This is a genomic window from Protofrankia sp. Cas3 (assembly GCF_963555955.1).
In the GTDB taxonomy this organism is placed as follows: domain Bacteria; phylum Actinomycetota; class Actinomycetes; order Frankiales; family Frankiaceae; genus Protofrankia.
On record NZ_CAUVXP010000144.1, the window covers coordinates 1 to 14,886 of the forward strand.

The window sequence follows — 14,886 nt, forward strand, 5'->3', positions numbered from 1 at the left end:
GTCACCCCACCGTCCTGGCGGGGTGACCTCACCCGGCCCGCGGACCTCGTCGAGGAGGTCATCCGGCTGGAGGGCTACGACACCATCGCCGTGACGCTCCCGCGGCTACCCGCCGGCCGTGGCCTGACCCAGGGCCAGCGGCTGCGCCGTGCGGTCGACGCGGCGCTGGCCAGCCAGGGCTACATCGAGGTCCTCACCGTCCCCTTCGTCGGGGACGACACGCCGGCCAGGCTCGGGCTCGACGAGGACGACCCACGCGCCGCGGCGGTCCGGATCGCGAACCCGATCGCCGAGGACGCCGCCAACCTGCGCACATCCCTGCTACCCGGACTCTTCGCCGCGGCCGTCCGCAACATCGGCCGGGGTCAGCCCAACCTGGCCCTGTTCGAGACCGGGCTGGTGTTCCGGTCTGTTGCCACTGCCACTGCCACTGCCACTGCCACTGGCATGCCTGCCGCTGCCACGCCGTCGACACCCGCGGTCGACCACCGGCCCGGCGACGACGAGATCGCCGCGCTGAACGCCGCCCTGCCCGACCAGCCCAGGCTGGTGGCCGTCGTCCTCACCGGCCTGCGGGAACCGGCCGGCTGGTGGGGACCGGGGCAACCGGTGAGCTGGCAGGACGCGGTCGCAGCCGCGCACACCGTGGCGGGTGCCGCCGGTCTGGACGTGACAGTGGCGGCGGACACGGTGATGCCCTGGCACCCCGGCCGGTGCGCGCGGCTGACAGCGGCAGATCCGGCCGCGGTAGGTTCGGCCGCCGGCCGCATCATCGGGTACGCCGGGGAGCTGCATCCCCGGGTGATCGCTGCCTACGGACTGCCGGCCCGGACCTGTGCGATGGAGCTCGATCTCGACGCGCTGGTCGAGATCGCGTCGAGGCGTCCGCCGGTTACCGCGCCCGTGGTGTCCACCTATCCGCCCGCTGATCGCGACATCGCGCTCGTCGTCGCGGCGGATGTCACCGTCGCCCGGGTCACCGAGGCGTTGCGGTCGGGCGCCGGTGATCTGCTGGAGGCGCTGACGCTGTTCGACGTCTACGAAGGGTCCCAGATCGGCGGCGGAAAACGGTCGCTCGCCTTCGGCCTACGGCTGCGGGCCGGGGACCGCACGCTTACGGCCGACGATGCGAACGCGGCGCGGGACGCGGCGGTCGCGCAGGCTGCCCGGGTGACCGGAGCGACCCTGCGTACCTGACCAGGTCAGGTGCCTTCGTGGCGGCGACCGAGCACCCGCGTTCCGATGAACGGTGCCCGGAGCGCGAGGAGCGGGCGGTCGCCGGCCCGCCAGTCGACCGCGGCGGCCAGATGCCGGTGCGCCACGGCGGCCACCAGCTGTTCGGTCCGCGTGTAGCGGTCAAGGTCGTGGCGGACGGTGCGGGCGAAGGCCACGCCGTCCGCGTGCGCCCCGGCGGGTGCGCGTCCGGTGGCGAAGGCGGTGAACCGGGCGCGGAAGTCGGGTAGGCACGACAGCGCCGGCCACGCTCGGGCAACAGCATCCGTACGCTTGTTGAGGAGCGCTGCTCGGGTCGCGTCCACCCGGGCGGGGTCGAATCCAGCGGGGGCAGACCCGCCGGCGACGAGCGCTCGTACGAGATCGCCCTGCGCCCGGCGCAGCCGGGCACGTTGGTCGGTGTCGGTGTGTGCGACGGAGCGGGTGTGGGCACCGACCTCGCTGTCCCGGTCGGCAGGCGCAGCGCTGGTCATGGCGTCGCGCCCGCGGTGGCTCTGGTGTGCCCAGCGGCCGCCGTGATGATCGCATCCAGCTCGCCGGTGAGCTCCCGGACGGACGGGTAACGACCGTCGCGTTCGAGCATGACCGCCGCTGGGCCGGGATGTCGGTCGGCGGCCTCCCGGAGCAGCGCGAGGACCTCGCGGGTGACCGGATGGGTGTGGGTGTCGTGGTAAAGCCCGGCGCGCTCGATCCCACCCGCCACATGGATGTAGGCAATCCGCTCCCAGGGCAGCGCCGCAAGGAAACGGTGCGGGTCGACGCCGTGGTTGATCCGGTCGGCGTGCAGGTTGGCGAGATCAAGCAGGAGGAGCGCGTCGGTGCGTTCGACCAGCTCGGTGAGGAACTCGGCGTCACCGAATTCGGCGTCAGCCCAGCGCAGCAGCGCGGCCGGGTGTTCCAGGGCAAGCGGTACGGGGAGTTCCGCGCACACCGCCCGCACGTTGGCGACCAACACATCGAGGGCGTCCCGGGTGCGTGGCACGGGTAGCAGATGGCCCGCTTCGAGGCCGGCGGCCCGGACGAATGCCACGTGCTCACTCACCAGCGGCGCCCGCACCCGGTCGGCGATCGCCGCCAACTGCGCGACCCGTGTCGGCTGGAGCGGATCGGCTCCGCCGAGTCCCAGCCCGACCCCATGCGCGATCACCGGAACGCCCCGCTCGACCAACCTGTCGAGGCCAGCCGGCAGGGGCCGGTGGACCGGCAGTGTCTCGGCGATCACCTCGACGAAGGACAGGTCCGTCCGGTCGGCGATGAAGGCCGCGAGCTCCGGCCGCCACCCGATCCCCAGCCCGCGCAGCGGCCCGTGGCGGCTGTGCCGTGCGCTGTTCGGCGATAGGTCGGTGGTCATCCGCCGCAGCCACTCCCGCACCCGCCACCGCCCCCGTCGCTGCTGCTGCCGCCGTCTCTGTTGGGAGGGGCCAGGCCGAGCTGGCTGGCGAAGACCGGGTCCGCGTCCCAGAGCACCGCCGTGCCGAACAGGGCGAGGGCGAGGGCGCGTTGCCCGGGTACACCACCGGACCGCAGCTCACTGCCGTCCCGGCGGGCCGCAGCCAGGACGGCCATTCCCCGGCTGGTGGTGGTCGGACGCTGAGCAAGAAGCATCAGCGCCAGCGCTGTGAAGATCAGCTCGACGCCGAGAAGGTCGACCGGCTTACCCCGGCTCGCGCCGACGGCGGCGCGGATGATCCCGATCGTCGCCAGGACGAGCAGGGGTATCAGGTTCCGTCGGCAGGCATGAGCCTGCGCCGGAGTCGGTAGGAGTCCCGCCGCCTGCAGCCGGTTGCGGCAGGCGGCGACGGCCGGTCCCCGCGAGAAGAGCGCACTGAGCGACTCCAGCCGCAGCTCGCCGGCCCGGACGGTGGTGTTGAACACCTCCCGCTCGAGTCGGGTGGCATCGGGCGGCAGCGTCTCGCCCGTGGCGGTCAGCCGCTGCGGTGTTCGACCCGGCCGCAGCAGACCCCGGTCGTAGAGGCTGGTGACAGCGCACGTCACGGCCAGTCGTGGCTTCCCTTCGATCATGGCGAGTTCTTCCGGACCCAACGGGCCGGGGCCCGTCATGGGCATCTCCGCCAGGCTGAGGATGCGGCGCCGCATGACGACCGCCACCAGCAGCACGATCGCGAATCCCAGGGCGTACAGGGCGAGAAAACCGGGGCCGCTGATGCCCCAGGTGTCGCCTGTGGCAGCTGCCGCGGTTGCGGTGGGCGCGGTGGGTGCGCTCATGCCATGGTCCTTCCGGTTACCCGACACTGTGGGCCGGACCGGCCCGCAGCGGCGAAACCGTGAGCCAGGTCGGGTTTCGCCCTGTGACGCCCGACACGTCGCATGGTCCGCCACCAGCTGGCCGCGGCGGCGGACGAGTATCCAACGCGACACCGAACAGCACCGAACAGCACCGAACAGCACCGAACACCTCGGCGTATGGCCGATGAGGTAGCTGAGCCCGCATGCCGTCCTGGGACACCGCCCAGGGGCTCGTGGCGGGTTCAGCGTCGGTCGTAGTCCTCCTGGGCGGCGATGACGGTGGGCATCTCGGCCTCGACCAGGTCGATCAGGTCGCGGAGTTTCGTCGCGACGCGGCTGCCCAGCGGGGTCAGGCTGTACTCCACATGCGGCGGGATGCTGGTCTGGACTTCGCGGCGGACCAGGCCGTCGCGTTCGAGTGCGTGCAGAGTCTGGGCGAGCATCTTCTCGCTGATTCCGTCGACGCGGCGGCGCAACGCGTTGAACCGGTAGGTGTCCTCGGTCAGCGCGATCAGGGCGAGAACGCCCCATTTGCCGGTGATGTTCTCCAGGGTCCGGCGGGACGGGCAGGCGCGGGCGAAGACGTCGGCGACCAGGTTGTCCGTGGGGTCCGTGGGGTCGACGGAGTCCGCGGGGTCGACGGGGGTGGCCGTCGGGATCATCCTGGCCATTGAACCACTGTACCGTCGTACACCGTACCGGGGAATGTAACCGTACCCACTGGTCGTTGGTGCTTCCGAAAAGTTAGTACATTCTGTCGGGAGCACCTGCAGTCCAACTCTGACGAACCCAGGGAGCACACATGATCACTGTTACCGGCGCCACCGGACACCTCGGCCGGCTCGTCGTGGAGGAGCTGCTCAGGAGCGGCGTGCCCGCCGATGAGATCGTCGCCGCCGTCCGCAGCCCGCACAAGGCCGCGGACCTGGCCGAGCGCGGCGTGCAGGTACGCGAGGCGGACTACACCAAGCCCGAGACGCTGGCCACCGCGTTCGCCGGCACAGACAAACTGCTGCTGGTCTCCTCCAATGAGGTCGGCCAGCGGGTGGCACAGCACCGCAACGTGGTGGACGCCGCCGTTCAGGCGGGGGTCTCCCTGATCGTCTACACCAGTGTGCTGTACGCACAGACGTCCGGCATCGCGCTGGCCGCCGAGCACAAGGCCACCGAGGACGTCATCCGCGCCTCCGGCCTGGCGTACGTGTTCCTGCGCAACGGTTGGTACATCGAGAACTACACCGAGAACCTCGCGCCGGCCTTCGAGCACGGCGCCATCCTGGGATCGGCCGGCGCGGGCCGCGTCTCCGGAGCCACCCGCGCCGACTTCGCCGCCGCCGCGGCCGCCGTACTGGCTGGCGAGGGTCACGCGGGCACGGTGTACGAACTGGGCGGCGACCAGCCGTTCACCCTGGCGGAACTGGCCGCCGAGGTCACCGCGCAGTCGGGCAAGCCAGTCGTCTACGCCGACCTGCCGGTTGAGGAGTACACCAAGGCGCTCGTCGGCGCGGGCCTACCCGAGGCCTTCGCGGGCGTGCTGTCCGACTCCGACCTGGGTATCGCCCGCGGCGAGTTGTTCACCGACAGTGGCGAGCTGAGCCAGCTCATCGGCCGTCCGACCACCACACTGGCCGAGGCGGTCGCCACTGCGCTGAAGGCCTGACCGACCATCCGTTTCGCGTGGAGCCTCCCGCCCGCCGCAACGATGTGAATGTGCTGTTGGTGGGGCAGCACCGGATTCACATCGTTTACGGCTATTTATAGATGTTAAGACCGATTTGTGACCCGAGGATGTCCATCGGACTCTTGCATGACCATGATGGTGTGTGTATAAGTTTTCAGTCATGGGGATGACAGCGGCGGTGGCAGGGGCGAGTGGCTACGCGGGCGGCGAACTGCTGCGGCTGCTGCTCGGCCATCCGGAGATCGAGCTAGGTCTGGTGGCGGCGGGTTCGTCGGCCGGGCAGGACATCGCAGCGGTTCATCCGCACCTGCCGGATCTGGCCGGCCGGGTCTTCGCCGATACCTCCGCCCTTGCCGGGGTCGACGCCGACATCGTGTTCCTCGCGCTTCCGCACGGCGCGTCCGGCGCGCTCGCGGCGACGCTGCCGGCCGGCGTGCGGGTGGTCGACCTGGGCGCCGACCATCGGCTTGCCGACGCCGACGTCTGGCGCCGGGCCTACGGCGGCGAACACGCGGGTGTTTGGACGTATGGGATGCCGGAGCTGCCCGGCGCTCGGGCTGCCGTCCGCTCCAGCACCCGGGTTGCTGCGCCGGGGTGTTTTCCGACCGCGACCACGCTTGCCCTCGCGCCGCTGCTGGCCGCGGGCCTGGTCGACACCGAGGACATCGTTGTGGTGGCGGCGAGCGGCACATCGGGCGCCGGCCGGTCGCTCAAGACCCACCTGCTCGGCAGCGAGGTCATGAATGACGTGACCGCCTATCGGGTCGGCAACCACCAGCACCGTCCGGAGATTCTGCAGGCGCTTCGCGGCCTGGTGGACGCGCCGGTGTCCATGTCGTTCACGACGGTGCTGGCGCCGATGCCGCGCGGCCTGCTCGCCACCTGCACCGCCCGTCTCGACTCCGCGGTCACCACCGACGCGCTGCGCGGTGCGCTCATCGCGGCTTATGCGGGCGAGCCGTTCGTGCGGGTCCTGCCGCCGGGACGTTGGCCCCGCACCGCGGCGACGCTGGGCGGCAACACCGTCCAGCTGCAGGTCACCGCTGATCACGAAGCCGGCCGGGCTGTGGTCGTCGCCGCCATCGACAACCTGTGCAAGGGCGCCGCCGGCCAGGCCCTGCAGTGCGCGAACCTCATGCTCGGCGTGGCGGAGGCCAGCGGCCTGACCTCATCGGGTATCGCGCCATGACCCGTGAAGCCACGAACCTTCGTGAACCCACAAACCTTCGTGGGTTCACGAAAACGTGCAGGCCCACGAAGTCGCGGCATGGACATGATCATCTGTATGCGGCCCTGCCGACAGTGGTTTTTCATACGATGTAGGAGGAGCGACCATGGGTGTAGAGCCAGTGGGTGTAGAGCCATGAGCGTGACTGCCCCGGGGGGGTTCCGGGCCGCAGGCGTAGCGGCCGGGCTCAAACCATCCGGCCGCCTGGATGTCGCGGTTGTCGTCAACGACGGTCCGACGGATGCCGCCGCGGGTGTCTTCACCGGCAACCGGGTGCAGGCGGCGCCCGTCCTCTGGTCACGCCAGGTGATCGCGGACGGCCGGCTGCGGGCGGTCGTCCTGAACTCCGGTGGCGCCAACGCGTGTACAGGACCAGCAGGCTTCACCGACACGCACCGCACTGCCGAGCACACCGCAGGCCTGCTGGGGCTGGGAGCGGGCGAGGTGGCAGTGTGCTCGACCGGCCTGATCGGGACCCGGCTCCCCATGGACCTACTGCTACCCGGTGTGACCAAGGCGGTGGCCGAGGTGTCGGCCACCGGCGGGACGGCCGCGGCCGAGGCGATCTGCACGACCGACACCGTCAGCAAGCAGGCTGTGCGCGCGGCGGGCGGGGTGACCGTCGGTGGGATGGCCAAGGGCGCCGCGATGCTCGCGCCGGCGCTCGCCACGATGCTCGTGGTGGTGACCACCGACGCAGTCGTCGACCCGGCCACCGCCGACCGGTTACTGCGGGACGCCTGCCGCACCACCTTCGAACGGGTGGACTCCGACGGATGCATGTCGACCAACGACACAGTGCTGCTGTTGGCGAGCGGCGCGTCCGGGATGAGTGTGTCCGCGGACACGCTCGGTGGCCTGGTGACCGATACCTGCGCCGACCTCGCCGGGCAGCTGCTCGCCGACGCGGAAGGCTCGACCAAGACGATCGCGATCACCGTGACGGGGGCGGCCGGTGAGGACGACGCCCTGGCGGTCGGCCGGGCGGTGGCGCGCTGCAACCTGCTCAAGTGTGCGCTCTACGGCAACGATCCGAACTGGGGCCGGGTGCTCGCGGCGGTCGGCACCACCCGGGCCGCCTTCGAACCAGACGCGCTGGATGTCGCGATCAACGGCGTATGGGTGTGCCGGGCCGGTGCGCCGGGCCAGCCGCGGGAACTCGTCGACCTGACCGGCCGGGCGGTCTCCATCCAGATAGACCTGCATGCCGGCGCCACGGAGCTGACTGTCTGGACGAACGATCTCACTGATGGTTACGTCCACGAGAACTCGGCGTACTCGACATGACCACCGCACCGGCCGCGGACCGGCCCCCGGCACTGGCCCGGGGGCATGCCGCACTCGCCAAGACCACCGTGCTGATCGAGGCGCTGCCCTGGCTGTCGCGTTTCCACGGTTCCACCATCGTGATCAAATATGGCGGCCATGCGATGAGCGACCCGGCGCTGCGCGAGGCGTTCGCCGCGGACGTCGTGTTCCTGCGGTACGCGGGCCTTCGGGTGGTCGTGGTCCACGGGGGCGGGCCACAGATCACCGCCCACCTGGCCCGTCTCGGTGTCGAATCGGTGTTCGCCGGCGGACTGCGGGTCACCACCCCGGAGACCATGGAGATTGTCCGGATGGTCCTGGTCGGCCAGGTCAACCGGGATGTGGTGGGTCTGGTCAACAGCCACGGTCCGTTCGCGGTGGGTCTGTCCGGCGAGGACGCCAACCTGCTCATCGCGCGGCGCAAGCCGGCCGTCGTGGATGGCAGCGAGGTCGACATCGGCCTGGTCGGGGACGTCGTCGAGGTCGCCCCCGAGACCCTGATCGCGTTGTTGGACTCCGGTAAGGTCCCGGTGGTCGCGACCGTCGCCCGCGGGATCGACGGCGGCGTGTACAACGTCAACGCAGACCTCGCCGCCGCCGCGCTGGCTGCCGCGATCGGCGCGGCGAAGCTGGTCATCCTCACCGACGTCGAGGGTCTGTACGCAGACTGGCCGTGCAGCGACGAGGTGATCAGCGAACTGACCGCCGCGGAGCTCGCGGACCTCCTACCCACACTGACCACTGGAATGATTCCGAAGATGGAGGCGTGCCTGCGGGCCGTGCACGGTGGCGTGCCACAGGCGCATGTCCTCGACGGCAGGGTGGCACACGCCGTCCTGCTGGAGGTCTTCACCGATGACGGGATCGGGACTCTGATCACGCCTGACACCGCGTCCGCCATCACCGTGGGAGGAGCCCCATGAACGCCGAGCTGCTCAACCGCCGAGATGCGGTGATCATGGCGGCCTACGGCCGTCCGCCGATCGCGCTGGAACGTGGTGCCGGGACCCGGGTGTGGGACGCGGACGGGCGCGAGTATCTCGACCTGCTCGCCGGAGTTGCCGTCAGCGTCCTGGGCCACTGTCACCCCGCCGTGCAGGCGGCCGTATGCGATCAGGTCGGACGCCTCGGCCATGTGTCCAACCTGTATGTGAACGAGCCGCAGATCGTCCTGGCCGAGCGGCTGTTGGAACTGCTCGGCGTCGACGGCCGGGTGTTCTTCTGCAACTCGGGCGCGGAGGCGAACGAGACGGCCATCAAGATCTCGCGCCGGACCGGCCGGAGTGAGATCGTCGCGGCGGAGGGATCCTTCCACGGACGGACTCTCGGCGCGCTGTCGATCACCGGCCAGCCGGCCAAGCGGGCGCCGTTCGAGCCGCTGCTGCCGGGCACGCGTTTTGTTCCCTACGGTGACGTCGCCGCTCTGGAGGTGGCGGTCGACGATCGCACCGCCGCGGTCTTCCTGGAACCGACGTTGGGTGAGGCCGGCGTGATCCCGCCGCCGCCGGGGTACCTGCGGGCGGCACGCGACATCTGCGACCGCACGGGCGCCCTGCTTGTCCTGGACGAGATCCAAAGTGGCATCGGTCGGGCCGGAACCTGGTTCCTGCACCAGAGCGAGGCGGTTGTCCCCGATGTCCTGACACTGGCCAAGGGGCTCGGGGGCGGCCTGCCCATCGGTGCCTGCATCGGGTTCGGCCCGGCCGGCCATCTCCTGCGCCCGGGTGACCATGGCAGTACGTTCGGCGGCGGACCGATCGTCTGCGCGGCCGCGCTCGCGGTGCTCGCCACCATCGAGCGGGACGGGTTGATCGCCAACGCGGTGGAGGTCGGGCGCGTCCTGACCGACGGGATCCTCGGCGCCGGCGTACCGGGCGTGGTGGGGGTCCGTGGTCGTGGCCTGTGGCTGGCGATCGAGTTGGGTTCGCCGTTCGCCGGTGCCGTCGAAACCGCCGCCCGTGACGCGGGCTTCCTGGTCAACGCGGTCTGCGCGGACGCGGTACGGCTCGCTCCGCCGTTGCTGCTCTCGGCCGCGGAGGCCGGTAGGTTCATCGCGGCGCTGCCCGCGATCGGCGGGGCTGCGATGACCGCCGCCGAACACTCTAAGGTCTGCGCATGACGGTGTATCCCGGTGTCCTCCGCCGCTGCGCTCCTTGCTCGCCGGCGCTCGCTGCGATGCTCGCTTTGGAGGCCACCTCATGACTGTGTGCCCCGGTGTCCTCCGCCGCTGCGCTCCTTGCTCGCTGGCGCTCGCTGCGATGCTCGCTTTGGAGGCCACCTCATGACCATCCGACACTTTTTGCTGGATACCGACCTGACACCGGGCGAGCAGGCCGCCATCCTCGACGCGGCCGACCACATCAAGGCCACCCGTCGGGTGCGGAGCACCGAGCCCGGCCCACTTGCCGGCCGCTCGGTGGCGTTGCTGTTCGAGAAGCCGTCCACCCGTACCCGAATGTCCTTCGACGTTGCCGTGGCCGAGCTCGGTGGGCACTGTGTGGTCGTCGACGCGGCCACCACCCAGCTCGGCAGGGGCGAATCCATCGAGGACACGGCGGCGGTCTTCAGCCGGTATGTCGACGCCATCGTGGTGCGGACGTTCGCCCAGGACCGGTTGGAGCGGATGGCGGCGGCTGCCTCCGTGCCGGTGGTCAACGCACTTTCCGATCATGCGCACCCGTGTCAGGCGCTCGCCGACCTGCAGACGATCCGGGAGCGAAGCGGCACCCTGGCCGGGTTGACTCTCGCCTACCTTGGGGACGGCAACAACGTCGCGCATTCGCTGGTACTGGCCGGTGCGCTTGCCGGCATGCGGGTGCGGGTGGCCTCGCCGCCCGGGTACGAGCCCTTCGAGCAGGTGCTGCGGCAGGCAGCGGAGATCTGCTTGGTGACCGGTGGTGCGGTCACCGTGACCCATGACGCGTTCGAGGCCGCGTCCGGCGCTGACGTGCTCTATACCGACGTCTGGGCCTCCATGGGCCAGGACGCCGAGGCCGACAGCCGGTCGCTGGTCTTTCAGCCGTATCAGCTCGACGAAAAGGTGGTGGAGGCGGCCGGTGCTGACGCGATCGTCATGCACTGCCTGCCGGCGCACCGCGGCATGGAGATCGCGGGTTCCGTCCTTGACGGACCCCGGTCGGTTGTCTTGGACCAGGCCGAGAACCGGCTGCACGCCCAGAAGGCGTTGCTGGCGTTTCTGCTGGAGCGGACTGATCCGGTCTCGCGGCCGTCCCCGCGGGTACTGGCTGACAAGGTCACCCCGTGACCGCCTCATGACCGTCTCGTGACTGCCTCATGACGACACCGGCGCATGGGGTGGCTCGCCACGCGGCCGCGCCGCTGACCAAGCACGCGCGGCAGGCGCGGCTCGCGGCCCTGATAGCCCGTGAGTCGGTGCGCTCGCAGACGGAGCTGGCCCGCATGCTCGCGGCGGAGGGCGTCCAGGTCACACAGGCGACGCTGTCACGTGACCTCGACGACCTCGGCGCGACCAAGGTGCGGGGCCCTGACGGTGCGCTGGTGTATGCCGTCGATGTCAATCTGGCCCCGACGGAGTCCGTGCGGCTGCCGCTGGGCAGGCTCTGTGAGGACCTCCTCGTTTCGGCCGAGGCCAACGGGGACCTGCTGGTCCTGCGGACCCCTGCGGGTGCGGCCCAGCTGTTCGCCTCTGCGCTGGACAGGGCGTCATTGCCGGAGGTCATGGGCACCATCGCCGGGGACGACACGGTCCTGGTGGTCTGCCGGTCGGCTCGGCTGGCCACCGGTGATCCCTCTGGTGGCGGTGCCCCGAGCGGCCCTGAACTCGCCGCACGGCTGCTCGACCTCGCCGACGGGCGCTCCCGCGGTTCACTTGCCAACCTGGCTGACCCGGCCCGGCGGGCCTGACCTGCGGGGCAGAATGATCATTTATTTGTGACCCGGGCTTTGCGACCCGAACATGGCCGGTCAAAGGTGGCGGGATGCTGGTTTTTCCCGCCACCGGAGACCCTTGATGATGGCTGGTCAAAGGTGGCGGGATGCTGGTTTTTCCCGCCATCGGAGACCCTCAATGATATGGGAAAGGTTGATCTGTAGTGACCGACCGCGTCGTACTCGCGTATTCGGGCGGCCTTGACACGTCCGTGGCCATTGGTTGGATCGGTGCCGAAACCGGTGCCGAGGTGGTCGCGCTGGCCGTTGACGTCGGCCAGGGTGGCGAAGATCTTGAACTGATCCGGCAGCGGGCGCTGACCTGCGGGGCGGTGGAATCCGTCGTGGTCGACGCGCGCGAGGAGTTCGCCCGGTCGTTCGTGGCTCCGGCTATCCGCGCGAATGCACTCTACATGGACCGCTATCCGTTGATTTCGTCCTTGTCGAGGCCGGTCATCGTCCGTCATCTGGTCGAGGCAGCTCACACCTTCGGTGCCGGAGCCATTGCGCACGGCTGTACCGGCAAGGGCAACGACCAGGTGCGGTTCGAGGTGGGCGTGATGGCCCTCGCCCCTGACCTGCAGGTGCTGGCGCCGGTGCGGGACTCGGGAATGACGCGGGACAAGGCGATCGCGTTCGCGGACGAGCGCAACCTGCCGATCGACGTGACCGCGCGCTCGCCCTACTCGATCGACCAGAACCTCTGGGGCCGTACCGCCGAGTGCGGCGTTCTGGAGAACCCGTGGGTGCAGCCCCCGGAGGATGTCTTCGTCTACACCGCCGACCCGATGCTCGCGCGGGAACCGGACGAGCTGACCATCGGTTTCGTCGACGGGCTGCCGGTTTCCCTGGACGGCCGGGCCCTTCCCCTCGTGGACCTGATCGTCGAGTTGAACCTGCGGGCGGGTGCACAGGGCGTCGGGCGTATCGACATGATCGAGGACAGGCTGGTGGGGATCAAGAGTCGGGAGATCTACGAGTGCCCGGCGGCGATCACTCTGCTTACCGCTCACCGTGACCTGGAGGACCTCACCCTCGAACGGGAGGTTGCCCGGTTCAAGCGGGGCGTGGACCAGCGCTGGGGCGAGCTTGTCTACGACGGCCTGTGGTACTCGCCGCTGCGGGCGGCGCTGGACGCGTTCATCGACGCCACGAGCGCCCGGGTCAGCGGAGACGTCCGGATCCGGCTCGCCGGTGGCGTGGCGCAGGTGGTCGGACGGCGCGGTGAGGCGAGCCTGTACGACCACGCGCTCGCGACCTATGACGCGGGTGACCAGTTCGATCAGCGGGACGCGCGGGGCTTCATCGACCTGTGGGGTCTGCCGACCAAGGTGTGGTCGGCTCGCGAACAGCGGCTGTCCCGGTGACCACGCCGGCACCCCAGTCACCGGCATCCCAGCCACCGGCACCCCAGTCACCGACCCGGCTGTGGGGTGGCCGTTTCGCCGGCGGGCCGGCCGAGGCGCTCGCCCGTCTGTCGGTCAGTGTCCAGTTCGACTGGCGGCTCGCCCCGTACGACCTGCGGGCCTCAGGCGCGCACGCCCGCGTGCTGCACCGCGCCGGCCTGCTCGACGACGACGAGATCACCGCGGTACTCGCAGCCCTGGACGATCTGGCCGAGGCTGTGCGAACCGGGCGGTTCCGGCCGACCGTCGACGACGAGGACGTGCACACGGCCCTGGAACGGGGTCTGCTCGAACGCCTCGGCACGCTCGGCGGCAAGCTGCGGGCGGGGCGTAGCCGCAATGACCAGGTTGCCACCGACCTGCGGATGTACCTGCGTGACCATGCTCGCCAGGTGGCGGCGTGTCTCGTCGACCTGCAGCTCGCCCTCGTCGATCAGGCGGCGGCCCAGGTGGACACGCCGGCTCCCGGGATGACCCACCTCCAGCACGCCCAGCCGATTTCCTTCGCTCACCAACTGCTCGCCCACGTCCACGCGTTTGCCCGTGATGTCGACCGGTTACGGGACTGGGACCGGCGTGCCGCGGTGTGCAGTCTGGGGGCGGGCGCGCTGGCCGGGTCCTCCCTCCCACTCGACCCGCAGGGCGTCGCTGTGGAGCTCGGTTTCGACTCGGCCTTCGCGAATTCGATCGACGCGGTCTCCGATCGCGACTTCGCCGCGGAGTTCCTGTTCGTGGCCGCGCTGACCGGCGTGCACCTGTCCCGTCTCGGCGAGGAGATCGTCTTGTGGACGAGCCGGGAGTTCGGCTGGGTCGAGCTGGACGACGCTTTCGCCACCGGAAGTTCGATCATGCCGCAGAAGAAGAACCCGGATGTCGCCGAGCTCGCTCGGGGCAAGTCCGGTCGGCTGGTCGGCGCGCTCACCGGCCTGCTCGTCGCGCTCAAGGGTCTGCCGCTGGCATATGACCGTGACCTGCAGGAGGACAAGGAGCCGGTGTTCGACGCGGTCGACACCCTGTTGGTGGTGTTGCCGGCGACCGTCGGGATGGTGGCGACCATGCGGGTGCATCGCGACCGCCTCGCCGAGGCCGCGCCTGCCGGGTTCGCGCTGGCTACCGATGTGGCCGAGTACCTCGTCCGACGCGGGGTGCCCTTCCGGGAGGCACATGAGGCGGTCGGGCAGCTGGTGGCCTGGTGTACCGCGCACGGGGTCGAACTCGACGAGGTCGGCGACGACGACCTGGTGGCCGTCAACCCGCGCCTGACTCCGGGGGTGCGCACCGTGCTCTCCGTCCAGGGGGCGCTGGAGGCCCGCTCCGCTCCGGGCGGGACGGCCCCCGTCCGGGTGCGCGAACAGCTGGCCGCCCTCACCGACCGGCTGGCCCAGGACCGCGAGTGGGCACACAGCCCCTGACGGCCCGCTGGTCAACCGCCGACCGGGCACCGGTGGCTCCTGGCAGGTCGCTGTGACCTGCCAGGAGCCGTGCCGCACCGCGATGAGACGCGATGAGACGCACGCACCTGGATGCCGGACGCCGGCACAGCGGCAACGGCGCTTGATCCTCCCATAGCAGACAGGCCCGTCAAGGCGACATTCCTACGATGTGATGTAGCTCACAGATCGAAAAGCCGTTGACGTTTGACGTTCCCGTTCTGCACCCGTAATGTTCTCCTTGCCGGCGGAAAGCCGGGAGACACCGAAGCCAAGTCGCGACGGTGGCCCCAACCCCGGTTCGACACTCTTCGTGAGTGATCGGAAACGACTGTCGAGGCTGACACCGGCTGATCCGGAGCGGTTTGACTCGATGGGAATTCAACAGTAGCTTTAAGAAGTTGTCCCGGACGGGTATCACAAAATACCCCATGGTGAACGCTT

The 14,886-nt window shown here is 70.1% G+C and carries 13 protein-coding genes and 1 pseudogene; 10 read left to right on the plus strand and 4 right to left on the minus strand.

The window, feature by feature from the left end; translation table 11 throughout:
• A pseudogene (locus U9983_RS21590) lies at window positions 1-1,197 on the plus strand (phenylalanine--tRNA ligase subunit beta); the annotation flags it as partial.
• A gap of 5 nt (window positions 1,198-1,202) precedes the next feature.
• On the opposite strand, the gene U9983_RS21595 reads toward U9983_RS21590, so the two are convergent.
• The 4 genes from U9983_RS21595 to U9983_RS21610 form a co-directional block, all read right to left on the minus strand.
• The gene (locus U9983_RS21595; RefSeq protein WP_322755770.1) at window positions 1,203-1,706 is read right to left on the minus strand and encodes a hypothetical protein; all 504 of its coding nucleotides are present in this window, start codon (window positions 1,704-1,706) and stop codon (window positions 1,203-1,205) included.
• The gene (locus U9983_RS21600) at window positions 1,703-2,584 is read right to left on the minus strand and encodes a DUF692 domain-containing protein (protein ID WP_322755771.1); all 882 of its coding nucleotides are present in this window, start codon (window positions 2,582-2,584) and stop codon (window positions 1,703-1,705) included. Before U9983_RS21600 ends, U9983_RS21595 begins: the two co-directional genes overlap by 4 nt.
• Complete coding sequence (locus U9983_RS21605; protein ID WP_322755772.1) at window positions 2,581-3,459, minus strand: TIGR04222 domain-containing membrane protein; 879 nt, start codon at window positions 3,457-3,459, stop codon at window positions 2,581-2,583. The genes U9983_RS21600 and U9983_RS21605 overlap by 4 nt, the downstream gene beginning before the upstream one ends.
• Before the next feature lie 263 nt (window positions 3,460-3,722).
• Complete coding sequence (locus U9983_RS21610) at window positions 3,723-4,142, minus strand: winged helix-turn-helix transcriptional regulator (protein ID WP_416211471.1); 420 nt, start codon at window positions 4,140-4,142, stop codon at window positions 3,723-3,725.
• A 140-nt stretch (window positions 4,143-4,282) separates the two neighbouring features.
• Between U9983_RS21610 and U9983_RS21615 the strand changes: the two genes are divergently transcribed.
• The 9 genes from U9983_RS21615 to argH all read left to right on the plus strand — a co-directional run bounded on the left by U9983_RS21615 (window position 4,283) and on the right by argH (window position 14,424).
• Window positions 4,283-5,140 carry an SDR family oxidoreductase gene (locus U9983_RS21615; protein ID WP_322755774.1) on the plus strand — a complete coding sequence of 286 codons (858 nt, stop codon included), beginning with the start codon at window positions 4,283-4,285 and terminating at the stop codon, window positions 5,138-5,140.
• A gap of 181 nt (window positions 5,141-5,321) precedes the next feature.
• Complete coding sequence (argC, locus tag U9983_RS21620) at window positions 5,322-6,350, plus strand: N-acetyl-gamma-glutamyl-phosphate reductase (protein WP_322755775.1); 1,029 nt, start codon at window positions 5,322-5,324, stop codon at window positions 6,348-6,350.
• 174 nt (window positions 6,351-6,524) lie between these two features.
• Window positions 6,525-7,676, plus strand: a complete 1,152-nt coding sequence (gene argJ, locus U9983_RS21625; RefSeq protein ID WP_322755776.1) for a bifunctional glutamate N-acetyltransferase/amino-acid acetyltransferase ArgJ — start codon at window positions 6,525-6,527, stop codon at window positions 7,674-7,676.
• Complete coding sequence (gene argB / locus U9983_RS21630; protein WP_322755777.1) at window positions 7,673-8,620, plus strand: acetylglutamate kinase; 948 nt, start codon at window positions 7,673-7,675, stop codon at window positions 8,618-8,620. The genes argJ and argB overlap by 4 nt, the downstream gene beginning before the upstream one ends.
• Window positions 8,617-9,816 carry an acetylornithine transaminase gene (locus U9983_RS21635; RefSeq protein WP_322755778.1) on the plus strand — a complete coding sequence of 400 codons (1,200 nt, stop codon included), beginning with the start codon at window positions 8,617-8,619 and terminating at the stop codon, window positions 9,814-9,816. Before argB ends, U9983_RS21635 begins: the two co-directional genes overlap by 4 nt.
• Window positions 9,817-9,978: 162 nt before the next feature.
• Window positions 9,979-10,962: an ornithine carbamoyltransferase gene (gene argF / locus U9983_RS21640; RefSeq protein ID WP_322755779.1), complete on the plus strand. Its 984-nt coding sequence runs from the start codon at window positions 9,979-9,981 to the stop codon at window positions 10,960-10,962.
• A 29-nt stretch (window positions 10,963-10,991) separates the two neighbouring features.
• Window positions 10,992-11,582, plus strand: coding sequence for an arginine repressor (gene argR / locus U9983_RS21645; protein ID WP_322755780.1), 591 nt, complete (start codon window positions 10,992-10,994; stop codon window positions 11,580-11,582).
• Between the two features lie 188 nt (window positions 11,583-11,770).
• The gene (locus tag U9983_RS21650; RefSeq protein WP_322755781.1) at window positions 11,771-12,973 is read left to right on the plus strand and encodes an argininosuccinate synthase; all 1,203 of its coding nucleotides are present in this window, start codon (window positions 11,771-11,773) and stop codon (window positions 12,971-12,973) included.
• Window positions 12,970-14,424 (plus strand): argininosuccinate lyase, encoded by a 1,455-nt coding sequence (gene argH / locus U9983_RS21655; protein ID WP_322755782.1) that lies wholly within the window; start codon window positions 12,970-12,972, stop codon window positions 14,422-14,424. Before U9983_RS21650 ends, argH begins: the two co-directional genes overlap by 4 nt.
• Window positions 14,425-14,886 lie beyond the last annotated feature (462 nt).

What these genes read in the sequence shown, in the direction of transcription:
- U9983_RS21595 (WP_322755770.1), bottom strand. Translation starts at nt 1,706, where the DNA reads ATGACCAGCGCTGCGCCTGCCGACCGGGACAGCGAGGTCGGTGCCCAC.
- U9983_RS21600 (WP_322755771.1), bottom strand. Translation starts at nt 2,584, where the DNA reads ATGACCACCGACCTATCGCCGAACAGCGCACGGCACAGCCGCCACGGG.
- U9983_RS21605 (WP_322755772.1), bottom strand. Translation starts at nt 3,459, where the DNA reads ATGAGCGCACCCACCGCGCCCACCGCAACCGCGGCAGCTGCCACAGGC.
- U9983_RS21610 (WP_416211471.1), bottom strand. Translation starts at nt 4,142, where the DNA reads ATGATCCCGACGGCCACCCCCGTCGACCCCGCGGACTCCGTCGACCCC.
- U9983_RS21615 (WP_322755774.1), top strand. Translation starts at nt 4,283, where the DNA reads ATGATCACTGTTACCGGCGCCACCGGACACCTCGGCCGGCTCGTCGTG.
- argC (WP_322755775.1), top strand. Translation starts at nt 5,322, where the DNA reads ATGGGGATGACAGCGGCGGTGGCAGGGGCGAGTGGCTACGCGGGCGGC.
- argJ (WP_322755776.1), top strand. Translation starts at nt 6,525, where the DNA reads ATGAGCGTGACTGCCCCGGGGGGGTTCCGGGCCGCAGGCGTAGCGGCC.
- argB (WP_322755777.1), top strand. Translation starts at nt 7,673, where the DNA reads ATGACCACCGCACCGGCCGCGGACCGGCCCCCGGCACTGGCCCGGGGG.
- U9983_RS21635 (WP_322755778.1), top strand. Translation starts at nt 8,617, where the DNA reads ATGAACGCCGAGCTGCTCAACCGCCGAGATGCGGTGATCATGGCGGCC.
- argF (WP_322755779.1), top strand. Translation starts at nt 9,979, where the DNA reads ATGACCATCCGACACTTTTTGCTGGATACCGACCTGACACCGGGCGAG.
- argR (WP_322755780.1), top strand. Translation starts at nt 10,992, where the DNA reads ATGACGACACCGGCGCATGGGGTGGCTCGCCACGCGGCCGCGCCGCTG.